The 16,148-nt window shown below is 67.4% G+C and carries 17 protein-coding genes; 10 read left to right on the top strand and 7 right to left on the bottom strand.

The window, feature by feature from the left end:
- Positions 1 to 7: 7 nt before the first annotated feature.
- Complete coding sequence (locus QZM15_RS25565) at positions 8 to 262, bottom strand: hypothetical protein (RefSeq protein ID WP_059577086.1); 255 nt, start codon at positions 260 to 262, stop codon at positions 8 to 10.
- 171 nt (positions 263 to 433) lie between these two features.
- Between QZM15_RS25565 and QZM15_RS25570 the strand changes: the two genes are divergently transcribed.
- From QZM15_RS25570 to QZM15_RS25600, 7 genes are all read left to right on the top strand, one after another.
- Positions 434 to 1,198, top strand: a complete 765-nt coding sequence (locus QZM15_RS25570; protein WP_060965515.1) for a response regulator transcription factor — start codon at positions 434 to 436, stop codon at positions 1,196 to 1,198.
- Positions 1,199 to 1,224: 26 nt separating this feature from the next.
- Positions 1,225 to 2,523, top strand: coding sequence for a glutamyl-tRNA reductase (gene hemA / locus QZM15_RS25575; RefSeq protein ID WP_059577092.1), 1,299 nt, complete (start codon positions 1,225 to 1,227; stop codon positions 2,521 to 2,523).
- A gap of 92 nt (positions 2,524 to 2,615) precedes the next feature.
- Positions 2,616 to 3,698 (top strand): peptide chain release factor 1, encoded by a 1,083-nt coding sequence (gene prfA / locus QZM15_RS25580; RefSeq protein WP_302107494.1) that lies wholly within the window; start codon positions 2,616 to 2,618, stop codon positions 3,696 to 3,698.
- A 7-nt stretch (positions 3,699 to 3,705) separates the two neighbouring features.
- On the top strand, positions 3,706 to 4,548 hold the full coding sequence (gene prmC, locus QZM15_RS25585) for a peptide chain release factor N(5)-glutamine methyltransferase (protein WP_302107495.1): 843 nt from the start codon (positions 3,706 to 3,708) through the stop codon (positions 4,546 to 4,548).
- A gap of 67 nt (positions 4,549 to 4,615) precedes the next feature.
- Positions 4,616 to 4,927, top strand: coding sequence for a Grx4 family monothiol glutaredoxin (gene grxD / locus QZM15_RS25590; protein ID WP_006477066.1), 312 nt, complete (start codon positions 4,616 to 4,618; stop codon positions 4,925 to 4,927).
- Positions 4,928 to 4,951: 24 nt separating this feature from the next.
- Entirely contained in the window at positions 4,952 to 5,548 is a 597-nt protein-coding gene (locus QZM15_RS25595; RefSeq protein ID WP_302107496.1) for a UbiX family flavin prenyltransferase, read from the top strand.
- 202 nt (positions 5,549 to 5,750) lie between these two features.
- The gene (locus tag QZM15_RS25600) at positions 5,751 to 6,542 is read left to right on the top strand and encodes a class III extradiol ring-cleavage dioxygenase (RefSeq protein WP_302107497.1); all 792 of its coding nucleotides are present in this window, start codon (positions 5,751 to 5,753) and stop codon (positions 6,540 to 6,542) included.
- Positions 6,543 to 6,650: 108 nt separating this feature from the next.
- On the opposite strand, the gene QZM15_RS25605 is transcribed toward QZM15_RS25600, so the two are convergent.
- Entirely contained in the window at positions 6,651 to 8,249 is a 1,599-nt protein-coding gene (locus QZM15_RS25605; RefSeq protein WP_059577105.1) for an APC family permease, read from the bottom strand.
- Between the two features lie 419 nt (positions 8,250 to 8,668).
- On the opposite strand from QZM15_RS25605, the gene QZM15_RS25610 reads away from it, so the two are divergent.
- A complete protein-coding gene (locus QZM15_RS25610; protein ID WP_006477070.1) occupies positions 8,669 to 8,872 on the top strand; it encodes a cold-shock protein in 204 nt (67 codons plus the stop codon).
- A gap of 104 nt (positions 8,873 to 8,976) precedes the next feature.
- On the opposite strand, the gene QZM15_RS25615 is transcribed toward QZM15_RS25610, so the two are convergent.
- From QZM15_RS25615 to QZM15_RS25625, 3 genes are all read right to left on the bottom strand, one after another.
- Entirely contained in the window at positions 8,977 to 10,227 is a 1,251-nt protein-coding gene (locus QZM15_RS25615) for an Hsp70 family protein (protein WP_124863529.1), read from the bottom strand.
- 194 nt (positions 10,228 to 10,421) lie between these two features.
- A complete protein-coding gene (locus QZM15_RS25620; protein ID WP_059577111.1) occupies positions 10,422 to 11,027 on the bottom strand; it encodes a nitroreductase family protein in 606 nt (201 codons plus the stop codon).
- A gap of 157 nt (positions 11,028 to 11,184) precedes the next feature.
- Complete coding sequence (locus tag QZM15_RS25625; RefSeq protein WP_059577114.1) at positions 11,185 to 12,468, bottom strand: MFS transporter; 1,284 nt, start codon at positions 12,466 to 12,468, stop codon at positions 11,185 to 11,187.
- Between the two features lie 219 nt (positions 12,469 to 12,687).
- Here QZM15_RS25625 and QZM15_RS25630 point away from each other — a divergent pair, with 219 nt between their 5' ends.
- Positions 12,688 to 13,308, top strand: coding sequence for a TetR/AcrR family transcriptional regulator (locus QZM15_RS25630; protein ID WP_059640109.1), 621 nt, complete (start codon positions 12,688 to 12,690; stop codon positions 13,306 to 13,308).
- 76 nt (positions 13,309 to 13,384) lie between these two features.
- Positions 13,385 to 13,957 (top strand): DUF1415 domain-containing protein, encoded by a 573-nt coding sequence (locus tag QZM15_RS25635; RefSeq protein WP_059577119.1) that lies wholly within the window; start codon positions 13,385 to 13,387, stop codon positions 13,955 to 13,957.
- Between the two features lie 58 nt (positions 13,958 to 14,015).
- Here the strand turns inward: QZM15_RS25635 and QZM15_RS25640 are convergent, their stop codons facing one another.
- On the bottom strand, positions 14,016 to 14,906 hold the full coding sequence (locus QZM15_RS25640; protein WP_060315569.1) for an SAM-dependent methyltransferase: 891 nt from the start codon (positions 14,904 to 14,906) through the stop codon (positions 14,016 to 14,018).
- A gap of 89 nt (positions 14,907 to 14,995) precedes the next feature.
- Complete coding sequence (locus QZM15_RS25645) at positions 14,996 to 16,129, bottom strand: class I SAM-dependent methyltransferase (protein ID WP_302107498.1); 1,134 nt, start codon at positions 16,127 to 16,129, stop codon at positions 14,996 to 14,998.
- Positions 16,130 to 16,148: the final 19 nt, after the last annotated feature.

Genomic DNA, 16,148 nt, shown 5'->3' on the forward strand with positions numbered 1-16,148 from the left:
AGAGCATTCAGCGACGGGCCGACAACGCGACCGTCACGGCTACGGCGACGAACGCGACGCCGGTGCAGACCGGCCATTCGAGCGTCTCGCCATCGTAAAACAGTCCCGAGAGATTGCCGACCATGCGGGCGGCGGCCGCGCCCACGATGCCGACGAGCACCGCGATCCACCACGCCGGCCGGGCCGTGCGCCGCATCGGGTGCAGCCAGCGGCCGAACAGCCCGACGGCCGCTCCCAGGACAAGGATTCCAAACCAGTTCATTCGACGCCTTCTATAAATTCAGATTCGTCCCATAGGCGTGAACGTTGCCAGCGGCTAGCATCGATTCATTCATCGAACCCGAGACCAACCGGGCGCCGCGAACGTTCGAGTGTAGGGGCCGACTCGACGTTATGGCAAGCGCGCGCCTGCTGCCGTATTGAAGAAATTCTCATGCGAATCGCTCTGATCGATCCCGAGTCGCGCCATGCCGCACTCCTGAACCGCCTGCTCTTCGCGGGCGGTCACGTGTGTCACGCATTTGCGTCCAGCGCCGCATTCTTCGCGTGGCTCGCCGCCGACAACACCTGCGACATGCTGGTCACGGGGCACTGGGCCGGCGACCAGCCGGCGCAGGAAGTCATTCCGCGCGCGCAAGCGGTCCTGCCCGGGTTGCCGGCCATCGCCGTGATGCCGTCGGCGCGAGAGAGCGAAATCGTCTCGTGCCTGCACGCGGGCGCCGACGATTGTCTCGTGCGCCCCGTGAGCGGGCCCGAGCTGCTCGCGCGCGTCAACGCGCTGATCCGGCGCGCCGGCGTACGCCGCGCACCCGCCCGCTCGCGCGAAATGTATGGCGAATACGCATTCGACGCCACGCATTGCCTCGTGCGTTTCGACGACGCAATCGTTTCACTGACGCCGAAGGAGTTCCGCTTCGCGCAGTTATTGCTCACGAACGTGTCGCGGCCCGTGTCGCGCGCCCATATCCTCGAAACGGTGTGGGGGCGCCGCCGCGACATGAAGTCGCGCACGCTCGACACGCACGCGTCCCGGCTGCGCAGCAAATTGCAACTGCTTCCGGAGCGCGGCTACCGGCTGTTGCCGCTCTACGGCTTCGGCTATCAGCTCGACCGCGTGCCGATCGAACCCCCAAATTCGCGGCCCCGCCACGCCGATGGCCGGTACGCAGCGAGTGAGGAAATCACCGAAACGCTATAATATGGGGCTAAACGATAGCCCTCGATATGCAACTCCTCACGATCGGAATCAACCACCACACTGCGCCTGTCGCCCTGCGCGAACGCGTGGCGTTTCCGCTCGAGCAGATCAAGCCGGCTCTCGCCACGTTCAAGAACGTGTTTCTCGGCCCGCAGGCGCCCAATACGCCCGAAGCGGCGATCCTCTCCACCTGCAACCGCACCGAACTGTATTGCGCGACCGACGATCGCGCGGCCCGCGAAGGCGCGGTCCGCTGGCTGTCGGAGTATCACCGGATCCCGGTCGACGAGCTGGCACCGCACGTCTATGCGCTGCCGCAGTCGGAAGCGGTCCGGCACGCGTTCCGCGTCGCGTCCGGCCTCGACTCGATGGTGCTGGGCGAAACCCAGATTCTGGGCCAGATGAAGGACGCCGTTCGCACCGCGACGGAAGCCGGCGCGCTCGGCACCTATCTGAACCAGCTGTTCCAGCGCACGTTCGCGGTGGCCAAGGAAGTGCGCGGCACGACCGAAATCGGCACGCAGTCGGTGTCGATGGCCGCCGCCGCGGTTCGCCTCGCGCAACGGATCTTCGAAAAGGTGTCGGATCAGCGCGTGCTGTTCATCGGCGCCGGCGAGATGATCGAGCTGTGCGCGACGCACTTCGCCGCGCAGGGCCCGCGCGAACTCGTCGTCGCGAACCGCACGGCCGAACGCGGCCAGCGGCTCGCCGAACGCTTCAACGGCCGCGCGATGCCGCTGGCCGACCTGCCTACCCGCATGCACGAATTCGACATCATCGTGTCGTGCACCGCATCGACGCTGCCGATCATCGGCCTCGGCGCGGTCGAGCGCGCGGTGAAGGCGCGCCGCCACCGGCCGATCTTCATGGTCGACCTCGCGGTGCCGCGCGACATCGAGCCCGAAGTCGGCAAGCTGAAGGACGTGTTCCTCTACACCGTCGACGATCTCGGCGCGATCGTGCGCGAAGGCAACGCGTCGCGCCAGGCCGCGGTCGCTCAAGCCGAGGCGATCATCGAGACGCGCGTGCAGAATTTCATGCAATGGCTCGACACGCGCAGCGTCGTGCCGGTGATCCGTCACATGCATACGCAGGCCGACGCGCTGCGCCGGGCCGAAGTCGAGAAGGCACAGAAGCTGCTCGCGCGCGGGGACGATCCGGCCGCCGTGCTCGAAGCACTGTCGCAGGCGCTGACCAACAAGCTGATCCACGGCCCGACGAGCGCGCTCAACCGCGTCAACGGCGCCGATCGCGATTCGCTGATCGACCTGATGCGCGGCTTCTACCAGCACGCGCCGCGCTCGAACGACCAGTCCGGCCACTAGCGCCGCCCGGTCGCCCTGCCGCCGCCGGCCGTTGTCCCGCCGCCGGCCTATCCTTTCCGAATACCCCTTGCCCGGGAGCGCCGCTCCACACCATGAAGACGAGCATGCAACGCAAGCTCGACCAGCTTTCCACCCGGCTGGCCGAACTCAACGACCTGCTGAGCCGCGAGAACGTCACGGCCGACCTCGACCAGTACCGCAAGCTGACGCGCGAACATGCGGAACTCGACCCGGTCGTCGAGCAATACGCGTTATGGCGCCAGTCGCGCAGCGACGAGACGGCCGCGCAGGAACTGCTCGCCGATCCGTCGATGCGCGATTTCGCGGAAGACGAAATCCGCAGCGCGCGCGAGGGCATGGCGCGCCTCGAGACCGAGCTGCAGAAGATGCTGCTGCCGAAGGATCCGAACGACGACCGCAACATCTTCCTCGAAATCCGCGCGGGCACGGGCGGCGACGAATCGGCACTGTTCGCGGGCGACCTGCTGCGCATGTACCTGCGCTTCGCGGAACGCCAGCGCTGGCAGGTCGAGATGATGTCGGAAAGCCCGTCGGATCTCGGCGGCTACAAGGAAGTGATCGTACGCATTGCCGGCCAGGGCGCGTATTCGCGCCTGAAGTTCGAATCGGGCGGCCATCGCGTGCAGCGCGTGCCGGCCACCGAGACGCAGGGGCGCATCCATACGTCCGCGTGCACGGTCGCCGTGATGCCGGAAGCCGACGAGATCGGCGAGGTCGAGATCAATCCGGCCGACCTGCGCATCGACACGTTCCGCGCGTCCGGCGCGGGCGGCCAGCACATCAACAAGACCGATTCGGCGGTGCGCGTCACGCACATCCCGACCGGGATCGTCGTCGAGTGCCAGGACGATCGCTCGCAGCACAAGAACAAGGATCGCGCGCTGAAGGTGCTCGCCGCGCGCATCAAGGACAAGCAGTATCACGAGCAGCACGCGAAGGAAGCCGCGACGCGCAAGAGCCTGATCGGCTCCGGCGACCGCTCGGAGCGAATCCGCACGTACAACTTCCCGCAGGGCCGGATGACCGACCACCGGATCAACCTGACGCTGTACCGGCTCGAGGCGATCATGGACGGCGATCTCGACGAACTGATCGGCGCGCTCGTCACCGAGCATCAGGCCGAGCTGCTCGCGTCGCTCGGCGACGCCGACTGAGGCCGCGATGTCCGACGCCACCGCCGACGCCCTGCTGCGCACCTCGCCGCTCGACCCGGTCGATGCACGCGTGCTGCTCGCGCACGCGCTCGGCTGGACCCGCACGCAACTGATCACGCGCGGCGACGCGCCGCTCGACGCGGCCGCGGTCGAACGCTACCGCGCGCTCGAAGCGCGCCGCGTCGCCGGCGAGCCCGTCGCGCAACTGGTCGGGATGCGCGAGTTCTTCGGCCGCCCGTTCGACGTGACGCCCGACGTGCTGATCCCGCGCCCCGAGACCGAGCTGCTCGTCGAAGCGGCGCTCGATGCGATCGACGGCCTGCCGCATGCGGCCGTGCTCGATCTCGGTACCGGCAGCGGCGCGATCGCCGTGTCGATCGCGGCCGAGCGCCCCGACGCGCGCGTGTGGGCGCTCGACCGTTCGCCGGCCGCGCTCGCGGTCGCGCGACGCAACGCCGACAAGCTGCTCGACGCGCACCGCCCCGGCGGCCCGCTGCACTGGCTGCAGAGCGACTGGTACGCGGCGCTCGATCCGGCGCTCGCGTTCGATACGATCGTCAGCAACCCGCCGTACATCGCGCAGCACGATCCGCACCTCGCGCAGGGTGACCTGCGTTTCGAGCCGCGCGGCGCGCTCACCGACGATGCCGACGGCCTCAGCGCGATCCGCACGATCGTCGCGGGCGCCGGCGCCCGTCTGAAACCGGGCGGCACGCTGTGGATCGAGCACGGCTACGACCAGGCCGAAGCCGTCCGCGCGATCCTGGCGTCGCACGGCTTCGTCGCGGTGGAATCGCGCGCCGATCTCGCCGCCATCGAACGCACGACCGGCGGCCGCCGGCCGGGCTGATGGCCGGCCCGCCCGGTTGAAATCCGCTATCATTTCGATCTAACGCCCCGCAAACGCAAGGTCAGTCATGGACACCCAACAACGTATCAAGCAAATCGTCGACGAAAACCAGGTCGTGCTCTTCATGAAGGGCAACGCGCAATTCCCGATGTGCGGCTTCTCGGGCCGCGCCGTGCAGGTGCTGAAGGCCTGCGGCGTCGACCAGTTCAAGACGGTCAACGTGCTCGAGGACGACGAAATCCGCCAGGGCATCAAGGCGTTCTCGAACTGGCCGACCATCCCGCAGCTCTACGTGAAGGGCGAATTCATCGGCGGCTCGGACATCATGATGGAGATGTACCAGTCGGGCGAACTGCAGCAACTGTTCGCCGCCGCCTGACGCGCGGCACCCGCCCCCTTTTCGATGGCATCTCCCAGCGCGCCGCCACGCCGGCTGATCGTCGCGATCACCGGCGCCACCGGCGCGATCTACGGTGTGCGGCTGCTCGACCTGCTGCGCGCCGCCGGCGGCGTCGAAACGCACCTGCTGGTTTCGAACGCCGGCTGGCTCAACATCCAGCATGAACTGAAGCTGCCGAAGGCCGACGTCGAAGGCCGTGCGGACGTCGTGCATTCGGTGCGCGACGTCGGCGCGACGATCGCGTCGGGCTCGTTCGCAACCGACGGCATGGTGATCGCGCCCTGTTCGATGAAGACGCTCGCGAGCGTCGCGCACGGGCTGTCCGACAACCTGATCACGCGCGCGGCCGACGTCACGCTGAAGGAGCGCCGCCGTCTCGTGCTGATGGTGCGCGAAACGCCGTTCAACCTCGCCCATCTGCGCAACATGACCGCCGTCACCGAAATGGGCGGCATCGTGTTTCCCCCGCTGCCCGCGTTCTACGCGATGCCGAACACGATCGAGGAACTCGTCGACCAGACCGTCACGCGTGTCCTCGACCTGTTCGCGCTCAGCGCTCCGCAAACGACGCCGTGGGCCGGCATCCGGCACGCGCAGTAAGTTACGCCTCTTCAGCGCGCATTTCCGCCGATCTGCACCGCAACGCCTTCTATTTCACGCGATCCGATGCGAACTGGCACCCGAAAGCCGGACCTCGACGCAATTATCAACGCTCAGGCGTCAATCAAATTCCGGAACACCAATTTATCAATGCACGGTACGCGCCTATAGTCAGCGGCAAACCCTTTTGCAGGTTACCATCATGAACCGCTTGCCTTCGCTGTACCTATCTCACGGCGCCCCGACGCTGCCGATCGACCCGACGCTGCCGTCCGGCGCGTTCACGCACCTCGGCGCCGAATTGCCGCGCCCGCGTGCGGTGCTGATGCTGTCCGCGCACTGGGGCACGCAACAGCCGGTCGCGAGCGTCGCCGCGCGTCCCGACACGATTCACGACTTCTACGGATTCCCGCAGGCGCTGTACGACATCCGCTATCCGGCGCCGGGCGCCCCCGACGTCGCCGAGCGCGCGGCCGCCCTGCTGAACGCGGCCGGCATCGCGACCGCGACGACCGAGCACGGCCTCGATCACGGCGCGTGGGTGCCGATGCTGTTGATGTTTCCGGAAGCCGACGTGCCGGTCGCGCAGTTGTCGATCCAGCCGCGCGCGAACGCCGCGCATCACTTCGCGCTCGGCCGCGCGCTGCGGCCGCTGCGCGACGAAGGCGTGATGGTGATCGGCTCGGGCCAGATCACGCACAACCTGCGCGCCGCCGACTTCGGCGCGGCGCCCGAGGACGCGGACCCGCGCGTCGCGGAATTCACCGACTGGTTCGAGGCGAAACTTGCGTCGCGCGACGTCGACGCGCTGCTCGACTACCGCCGGCAGGCACCGCACGCGGCGCTGATGCATCCGACCGACGAGCACCTGCTGCCGGTCTTCGCGGCACTCGGTGCGGCGGACGACGACTACCGGCTCGGCATCCAGTCGCTCGGCACCTACCAGCGCGTGCTCGCGATGACGAACTACGTGTTCGCGAACGCCGGCGCCTGAACCTGGACGGCGGCGCGACCGCCGGCCAGCAAAAAGCCCGTCCGAGCATCGCTCGGACGGGCTTTTTTCACTGCGTCCTGCCGCCGCCGAATCCGGCGGCAGGCCGGGTCAGACACCGACGCCTTCGAGAATCTCGTCGTGCGACTCGCGCTCGTCGAGATACTGGGTCCGGTAACCGGTATTCACGCCCCAGAAGTAGAACACCAGCGAGATCGCAGCGACGATCAGCATGTCCCAGCCGTACGGCAGGTAGCCGTAGCCGCCGAATTCCTTGCTGCCGATCAGCGACAGCACGGCCATCGTCGGCAGGTACGCGACCAGCCACCACGCGGCCTTCAGGTCGGCACCCCAGCCGGTCCAGCCCGACTTCGCCTGGAAGTAGAAGTACACCGGCAGCGCGACGATCATCAGCAGAATGATTTCGCCCGTCAGCGGCCACTTCGCCCAGTACAGGATCAGCGACGCGCACACGAACGCGAACGGGGCGATCAGCTTCATCAGCGGAATCGACAGTGGACGCTCGATGTCGGTCGCCGCGCGGCGCAGCGCCATCAGGCTGATCGGGCCCGTCAGGTACGAGATCACCGTCGCGACCGAGATCACCGCCGCGAGCGAACTCCAGCCGCGGAAGAAGAACAGGAAGATGAACGACACGAGCAGGTTGAACCACATCGCCTGACGCGGCACGCCGTAGATCGGGTGCACGTTGCCGAACATCTTCGGCATCGTGTTGTTGCGCTCCATCGCATAGATCATGCGGGTCGTCGTCGCCATGTAGGTCGTACCGGTGCCGCTCGGGCTGATGAACGCGTCGACGTACAGCAGGATCGCGAGCCAGTTCAGGTTCAGCGCGATCGCGAGTTCCGCGAACGGCGACGAGAAGTCGAAGTGCGCCCAGCCCTTCGCGACGTCCGCCGGGTTCACCGAGCCGATGTAGGCCATCTGCAGCAGCACGTAGATCACGAGCGCGAGCAGGATCGACGTGATCACCGCGAACGGCACGCTGCGCGACGGATTGCGCGCTTCACCTGCCAGGTTCACCGGGCTCTGGAAGCCGTTGAACGCGAACACGATGCCGCTCGTCGCGACCGCGGTCAGCACGGCCGACCAGCCGTACGGCGCGAAGCTCGCGTTGGAGGCGGTACCGAGGTTCTCCGAATGGAAGCTCGTCAGCATCAGGCCGAGGATCGTGAGGCCCGGGATCAGGAACTTGAAGATCGTGATCGCGGTGTTCGCCCGCGCGAACGCCTTGACGCCCCAGTAGTTCAGCATGAAGTAGATGACGACCAGCACGGCCGACAGCAGCAGGCCGGGGGTCGTCAACTCGCCGTTCACGAACAGCGCGTGCGCCCATGGATACGGCCATGTGCTCATGTACTGGATCGACGCTTCGGCCTCGATCGGGATCACGGATACGATCGCGATCCAGTTGGCCCATGCACTGATGAAACCCACCAGCGAACCGTGCGAGTAGCGCGCGTAACGCACCATGCCGCCCGACTCGGGGAACATCGCGCCCAGTTCCGCATACGTCAGCGCAATCGCGAGAATGACGACAGCGCCGATGATCCAGGCGCAGATCGCCGCCGGACCGGCGATCTTCGCGGCTTTCCAGGCACCGAACAGCCAGCCCGAGCCGATAATCGAACCCAGCCCCGTCAGCATCAATGCAAACGGGCCGATGTTCCGTTGAATAGAACTCTTCACATCCTCTCCTGTGTCTCAAAAAGCATGGTCGGCCTGCTGTCCGGGATCGGCTCGGACTGCACCGCGCACGCATTCTTGGGGGGACGGTTGCCCGATCGGGGCAACCCGTCCACGCGGCGCGTAGTTTAACGGTTGCACCTTAAACGTGGCGCCAAAATCGATCGGCCCCTACAAAAAATTCGCATCGCTTGCAAGCTTTGTAAACCTGATCTCCGCAATAACCCTGATAGCATGGGAATACGGTTGACCGTCAGACGGATTAGCCGTATAAAGGACTTCGCAGGATTTCAAGTGGCGAGTGAATTGGTTCTTTCGTAGTTCGCCCATCAACGGTACTCCGGTTGGTCCTATTACCCCTTCCTTGATTTTCCGCACCCCATGGGCTTCGGCCCCGTTTTATCTTTTTAGGAACAAGTAACATGGCAACCGGTACCGTCAAGTGGTTCAATGACGCAAAGGGCTTCGGCTTCATCACCCCGGAAGGCGGCGGCGACGATCTGTTCGCGCACTTCTCGGAAATCCGCGTCGAAGGCTTCAAGACGCTGCAAGAAAACCAGAAGGTTGAATTCGAAGTGAAGACGGGCCCGAAGGGTCTGCAAGCTGCGAACATCCGTCCGGTCTAAGCTTGGCGCGATCATTCGTGTAAAAAAGCCCCGCTTCGGCGGGGCTTTTTGTTTTTGGGCGCCGATCGTCCGGCCGGCGTGGCGACCTTTTGGCCGCCCGCCCTTCAGCCGAACAATCGCTGCGCGTGAATGCCGAGGCCCGTCGCGACACTCGCGAGGCGATCGCCGAACACCGGCTGCGCATCCGGGAACGCGCCGGCGAGCGCGCCCGACAGGAACGCGAGCCCCGTCGAACCGCCGGTGAAATACAGCGCACCGACATCGCGCGGCGCCACGCCCGCGAGCCGCACCGTCTCGCGCGCGGCGTCGACGATGCGCGCGGTGTCGTCGCGGCTCGCCTCGACGAGGCGATCGGCGTCGAACGCGATCTGCAGATCCTCTTCCACGTCGTTCAGGTCGATCATCGTCTCCCCGCCGGCCGCGACGCCGATCTTTGCTTCTTCCGCCCGCGCCATCAGCGCGTGCCCGAGCCGCTGCTCGACCACGCTCGTGAGCCGGTCGTACTGCCGCACGTCCTGATACAGGTGCTTCATCAGCTTCAGCTCGCCGATTCGCTTCGGCGTGTAGACGGTGTTGATCAGGTGCCAGGTCGCGAGATCGAAGTAGATCTTGTTCGGCAGCTCGCGCCCTTCCGGGTCGAGCGAACGGTAGCCGAATGCGGGCAGGATCGCCGCGAGCTCGACGCGCCGGTCGTAGTCGGTGCCCGCGACGTGCACGCCGTGGTGCGCCAGCACGTCGTCCTTGCGCTCCAGCCGCGCCATCCGCTCCGGGCCGACACGCACGAGCGAGAAGTCGGACGTGCCGCCGCCGATGTCGGCCACGAGCACGAGGCGCTCCGCCGACTGGCGCGACTCGTAGTCGAACGCGGCGGCGATCGGTTCGTACTGGAAGTAAACGTGCGCGAAGCCGACCGATCGCGCGGCCGCCTCGAGCTGATCCTGGGCGAGGCGGTCGGCGCGCGGATCGTCGTCGACGAAGAACACCGGTCGGCCGAGCACCGCGCGGCCGACCGGCGCGCCCGCGCACGCTTCGGCCTTGCGCTTCAGGTGCATCAGGAAGCGCGCGATGATTTCGGTGTACGCGATCGCGCTGCCGTCGCCGAGATCGGTCGTCGTTTCCGCGAGCGGGGAGCCGAGGATGCTCTTCATCGAGCGCATCAGCCGGCCGTCGAAACCGTCGATATAGGAGGCCAGCGCCGCCCGGCCGTATTCGACCGTCTCTTCGTCGTTGTTGAAGAAGATCGCGGTGGGCAGCGTCAGGTGGTCGCCCTCGACGGGCGCGAGGCGCATGCCATCGCCGTCGGGCAGCGCCACGGCGGAATTGGACGTGCCGAAATCGATCGCGCAGTAAGTCATGGGAAATTGCCGCAGCAGGGCCGGCGCGAAAACGGAAAGGACGGGCTTTTTAACATGAAGCCCGCGGGATCACAACCGGGGCCGGCCGCCGGCGCCGCGCAACGGTCGCCGGCGGCGACGGCGCGCCGCGTGGCGCGCCGGGGGAACCTGCGCGGTGCAGGATGCGCGGCGACGCACCCTGCCCGCCCGCGCGGTCAGGCTGCCGCGTCGAAGCTCTTCTTCCAAGCACCCGCGTAGACGACTTCGCCGATCGCATGGCGCGTGCGCGGCGCCTTCTCGCGATCGCGCAGCACGGGATCGAGCTTGTCGACGTTGCCGTAGTGGCCGAGCGAGATGATCGACACGATCGCGACGTCCGCCGGAATCGCGAACGCGTCGCGGAATGCCTTCGCGTCGAAACCGCTCATCTGATGCGCGGCGAGGCCGAGCGCGTGCGCCTGCAGCACCAGCGACATCGCGGCGGCGCCGGCGTCGTACAGCGCGGTCGGCGCCGGCTCGCCCTTCGGCGTGAGCGTGTGCGCGGTCACGGCGATGAGCACTGGCGCCGGCGCATTCCAGCCCTGGTTGAACGGCACCAGCGTCGCGAACGCGCGCTTGAACGCGTCTTCGTCCTGGGTGCGATCGAATACGATGAAACGCCACGGTTGCGCGTTGTACGCGGATGGGGCCCAGCGTGCCGCTTCGAGCACCGCGTGGAGATCGCCGGCGCTGACGGGTTCATCCGAATACGCGCGCGGGCTCCAGCGGCCCGCGATCAGATCGTGAATCGAAACAGTGGTGGGAGCAGGTTTGACGGACATGCGGTTCCTCGCTGACATCGATGAAGGGGCGCGAACGCCCCGGCGAACAGCAAGCATACCTGCTTGAACGGTTGCGCGCCCGATCCTGCCGCGCTATGCAAATCTCCTTGCGTGCAATGGCCGGCCGCGGTGCAGGCGGCCGGTCGATCCACCGCGATCAGGCTGCCTGCGCGGCCGCGCGCGACGGACCGCGGTTGATCCGCAACACGATCAGCGCCCCGACGATGCACAGCCCGCCCGAGATCATCGACGCGATCGTGTAGGTGCCGAGGCTCGCGCGCAGCAGCCCGGCGCCGAGCGCCGCGAATGCCGCGCCGAGCTGGTGGCCGGCGACGATCCAGCCGAACACGACCGGTGCCGCCGCCTTGCCGAACACGTCGGTCGCGAGTCGCACGGTAGGCGGCACGGTCGCGATCCAGTCGAGTCCGTAGAACATCGCGAACAGCGGCAGCCCGAAGAAATCGATCCCGAACGCGTGCGGCAGATAGATCAGCGACAGCCCGCGCAGCCCGTAGTACCAGAACAGCAGCACGCGGTTGTCGTAACGGTCGGACAGCCAGCCCGACAGCGTCGTGCCGAACAGGTCGAATATGCCCATCGCCGCGAGCAGCGACGCGCCCTGTACTTCGGTCATCCCGTAGTCGCTGCACATCGCGATCAGGTGCGTGCCGACGTAGCCGTTGGTGCTCGCGCCGCAGATGAAGAAACTGAAGAACAGCAGCCAGAAGTCGCGCGAGCGGCTCGCCGTCAACAGCGTGCGGAACGCGACCGCGAGCGGGTTCTCCTTCGTCGTGTCGGCCGCGGGCGGCGCATCGGCGGGCTCGCCGTACGGGCGCAGTTGCACGTCGGCAGGCCGCTCCGGGAGCAGGAACGCGACGAGCGGAATCACGATCGCGGCCGCCACCGCGACGACCAGCACGACCGGCCGCCAGCCATGGCGCTGCGCGATCGCCGCGAGCATCGGCAGGAACACGAGCTGCCCGGTGGCCGTGCTCGCGGTCAGGATCCCCATCACGAGGCCACGCCGCGCATGGAACCAGCGCGTGACGAAGGTCGCGGACAGCGTCAGCGCGACGACGCCCGTCGAGCAGCCGACCATCAGCCCCCAGATCACGACCATCTGCCAGCTCTGCGTCATCATCGACGACAGCGCGACGCCCGCGCCCATCGTCACGAGCGCGGTGAGGATCGTCGGGCGCAGCCCGAAGCGCTGCATCGCGGCGGCCGCGAACGGGCCCGTCAGGCCATATAGCGCGATGTTCACCGAGATCGCCAGCGAAATCGCCGCGCGGCTCCAGCCGAGCTCGCGTTCGAGCGGTACCATCAGCACGCTCGGCGTCGCGCGTGTGCCGGCCGCCGCCAGCAGGATCAGGAATACCACCGCCGCCGCGAGCCATCCGTAATGGAAGCGCCCGCCGATTCGTGTCACTGCCCAATTCATTTTCGCGTTCTCCAGTTGGCGGGCGCCGGCGCCATCGCACCCGCGCCGCCCGACCAGGCCACCTCCGCCACGCATTTCAACATCGGCTGACCCGGGCCGACGCTCGGCATTCGTCTGTTGATCCGGATGCGATTGTTACCGACCGGTCACAACTGTGTTGCGATCGTAGTTACCAGTCGGTAACATGTCAAGCAATCCATTATGTCGTCGAGGGTCATCATGTCGGGCATCGAGGTCGCCAAACCGCCGGCGCGGCGCACGCGCCGGCCGATCGACGGCGCCACCGCGCAGGAACACCTGCTGCGTGCCGCCGAGGAGTTGTTTTACAAGGAAGGCGTGCGGACGGTCGGCGTCGAGGCGGTGGTGGAGCGCGCCGGAGTCAACAAGATGAGCCTGTACCGCCAGTTCGCGTCGAAGGACGAGCTGATCCTCGCTTATCTGGAGCGGATGGACGCGTGCTTCTTCGAGCGGCTCGATACGAGCGCCGCGAAGCATCCGGGGCAACCGAAGGCGCAGTTGATCCAGTATTTCGTCGACCTCGCCGAGCGGGCGACGCAAAAGGACTATCGCGGCTGCCCGTTCGTCAACGTGGCCGCCGAATTCCCGGATGCATCGCACCCGGCGCGCGAACGCGTCGCGCAGAACAAGGAGCAGCTGATGAAACGGCTCGTCGCGCTGTGCGAAGGCGCCGGCGCGCGGCAACCGAAGGCGCTGGCCGATGCGCTCGCGCTGGTGGTCGAAGGCATCTACGCGGCGAGCCAGACCTACCGGCACGGCGAAACGCCGATCGGCACCGCGCCCGCGCTCGTCACGCAGTTGATCGAAGCGGCCTGCGCGTGACGGATCGCATGCATTCGTCGCCGGCGCGCCCGCTACAATGCCGCCCTCTTCGCCCTTGCGCCCGACTGGTATCACGATGACCGACACCCGCCCCGACTCGCACGACGACATCCTCGCCGCCACGCGGCACTGGCTCGCACGCGCGGTGATCGGGCTCAACCTGTGCCCGTTCGCGAAAAGCGTCTATGTGAAGGAACAGGTGCGCTACGCGATCAGCGAAGCGACGACGCTGGAAGACGCGCTCGCCGAACTCGAAACCGAGCTGCGCGCGCTGGAAGCGGCGGATCCGCGGCAGGTCGACACGACGCTCGTGATCTACCCGCACGCGTTCGCCGATTTCGTCGACTACAACGATGCGTTGTTCTTCGCCGAGCGGCTCGTGCAGCAGTTGCGACTCGACGGCGTGCTGCAGATCGCGAGCTTCCATCCGCAATACCGGTTCGACGGCACCGAACCCGACGACATCGAGAACTACACGAACCGCGCGCCCTACCCGATCCTGCACCTGCTGCGCGAGGACAGCATCGCGCGCGCGGTCGATGCGTTCCCGGACGCGTCCGCGATCTACGAAAAGAATCAGGAAACGCTGCGCCGCCTCGGCCACGAAGGCTGGCGCGAATGGATGCGCCGCCCGGGCGACGACGTGTGACGCGGCGTGCAACGTGCGCGGCGCGGGCGCCATGGCCGCCCGGCCGCGCGTTCGCCCGTCAGCCTTCGGCCGGCTCGGCCGCGGCGTCGCCCGCCGCCGCGGCCTGCGCGACGAAGAAACGCTCGTTCAGTTCGGCGAGCCCGAACATCCCGAGGATCTCGTTCAGCCGCTCGCCGGGCCTGCGGCGCGGCAGGTTCTTGTATTGCGCGATGATCAGCTCGTTCTTCATCGAATGCTCCCAGCCGACCAGCTCGGTCACGCTGACCTGGTAGCCGTGCGCTTCGAGCTGCAGGCAGCGCAGCACGTTGGTGATCTGGCTGCCGAATTCTCGCGTATGGAGCGGATGGCGCCACACCTCGGTCAGCGCATTCGCGAGCGACTTGCCCTTGTTCTTGCGCAGCACGCCCGCGACTTCCGCCTGGCAGCACGGCACCAGCACGATGTGCTGCGCGCGCTTCGCGAGCGCGAAGCGGATCGCGTCGTCGGTCGCGGTGTCGCACGCGTGCAGCGCGGTGACGACGTCGACCGTGTCGGGCAGTTGCGGCGACGTGATGGAATCGGCAACCGACAGGTTCAGGAACGACATGCCGCCGAACCCGAGCCGCGCGGCGAGCTCGGTCGAACGCGTGACGAGTTCCTCGCGCGTCTCGATGCCGTACACGTGCGACGCGAACGCCGGCGTGCCGTGCCCGGGCTGCTGCTTGAAGAACAGGTCGTACAGGATGAAGCCGAGATACGACTTGCCGGCGCCGTGATCGACGAGCGTCACGTGGCCCTTGTCGGCCTGCACGCCGGCGAGCAGCGGCTCGATGAACTGGAACAGGTGATAGACCTGCTTCAGCTTGCGGCGGCTGTCCTGGTTCAGCTTCCCGTCGCGGGTGAGGATGTGCAGTTCCTTCAGCAGCTCGACGGACTGCTCCGGGCGGATTTCGTGGGTCTTGTTCGACATCGTGAAGCGGCGCCGGGCCACGGTCGGTCGACCACGGCCCGGCGGCGAAATTTCGTGAGGAATGGCGACAGTTTACCGAAAATACGCGGTCAGGCCCGCGCGCCGAGGCGCCAGAGCGACGTGACCTCGGCGCGGCGCGCCGCGTGCAGCGGATCGTCGGCGTCCGTCGACTTCGGGTGCGCGGGGCGGATGTCGTCGCGGCCGAGCACGACGAGGCCGGCCTCGTCGATCCATTGCAGCAAGGTTTCGCGCGGCCGCAGGCCGAGATGCTCGGCGAAATCGGACAGGATCAGCCAACCCTCGCCGCCCCGCTCCAGATGCGCGGCCAGCCCCGCGAGGAAACCGCGCAGCATGCGGCTGTCAGGATCGTAGACCGCGTATTCGATCGGCGCGCTCGGCCGGGCCGGCACCCACGGCGGATTGCAGACCACGAGCGGCGCCCGGCCGGCCGGAAACAGATCGGCCTCGACGATCTCGACGTGGCCCGCATGACCGAGCCGCGCGACGTTCTCGCGCGCGCAGGCGAGCGCGCGCGGATCCTGGTCGGTCGCGACGACGCGCTCGACACCGCGTGACGCAAGCACCGCCGCCAGCACGCCGGTGCCCGTGCCGATATCGAACGCGAGCGACGTCGCCGGCAGCGGCGCGCGCGCGACGAGCTCGACGTATTCTCCGCGCACCGGCGAGAACACGCCGTAGTGCGGATGGATCGGCGCGCCGCCGAGCGCCGGGATCGGCACGCCTTTCTTGCGCCACTCGTGCGCGCCGACGAGGCCGAGCAGTTCGCGCAGCGACACGACCGACGGCGCGCCGCCGGGGCCGTACGCTTCCTCGCAGGCGGCACGCACGTCGGGCGCGCGGCGCAGCGGGATCGTGTAATCGGCGTCGAGCGGGATCAGCAACATGCCGAGCGTGCGGGCACGCTGCGATTGCGCGAGGCGATGCAGATTGAAGGCTTCGACGCCGGCCGCGGCTTTCGCCTTCTTCGGCTTGCGTTCGACGCGGCGCGCCATCGCCTGCACGAGCTGGCGCGCATTCTGGAAGTCGCCCTGCCAGACGAGCGCGGTGCCCTCGCATGCGAGGCGGTAGGCCGCGTCGGCGGTGAGGCCGTCGTCGGCGGGCACCGCGCGCTTCGGCGGTTGCACGCCGGCCTCGGAGCGCCAGCGCACGGCATGATCGACGCCGTCGGCGTCGGTCCAGTGGAAAACGGGGGAATCGGTCACGCGAACTCGGTTACGGTTG

The organism is Burkholderia sp. AU44665 (genome assembly GCF_030504405.1).
Lineage (GTDB): Bacteria > Pseudomonadota > Gammaproteobacteria > Burkholderiales > Burkholderiaceae > Burkholderia > Burkholderia semiarida.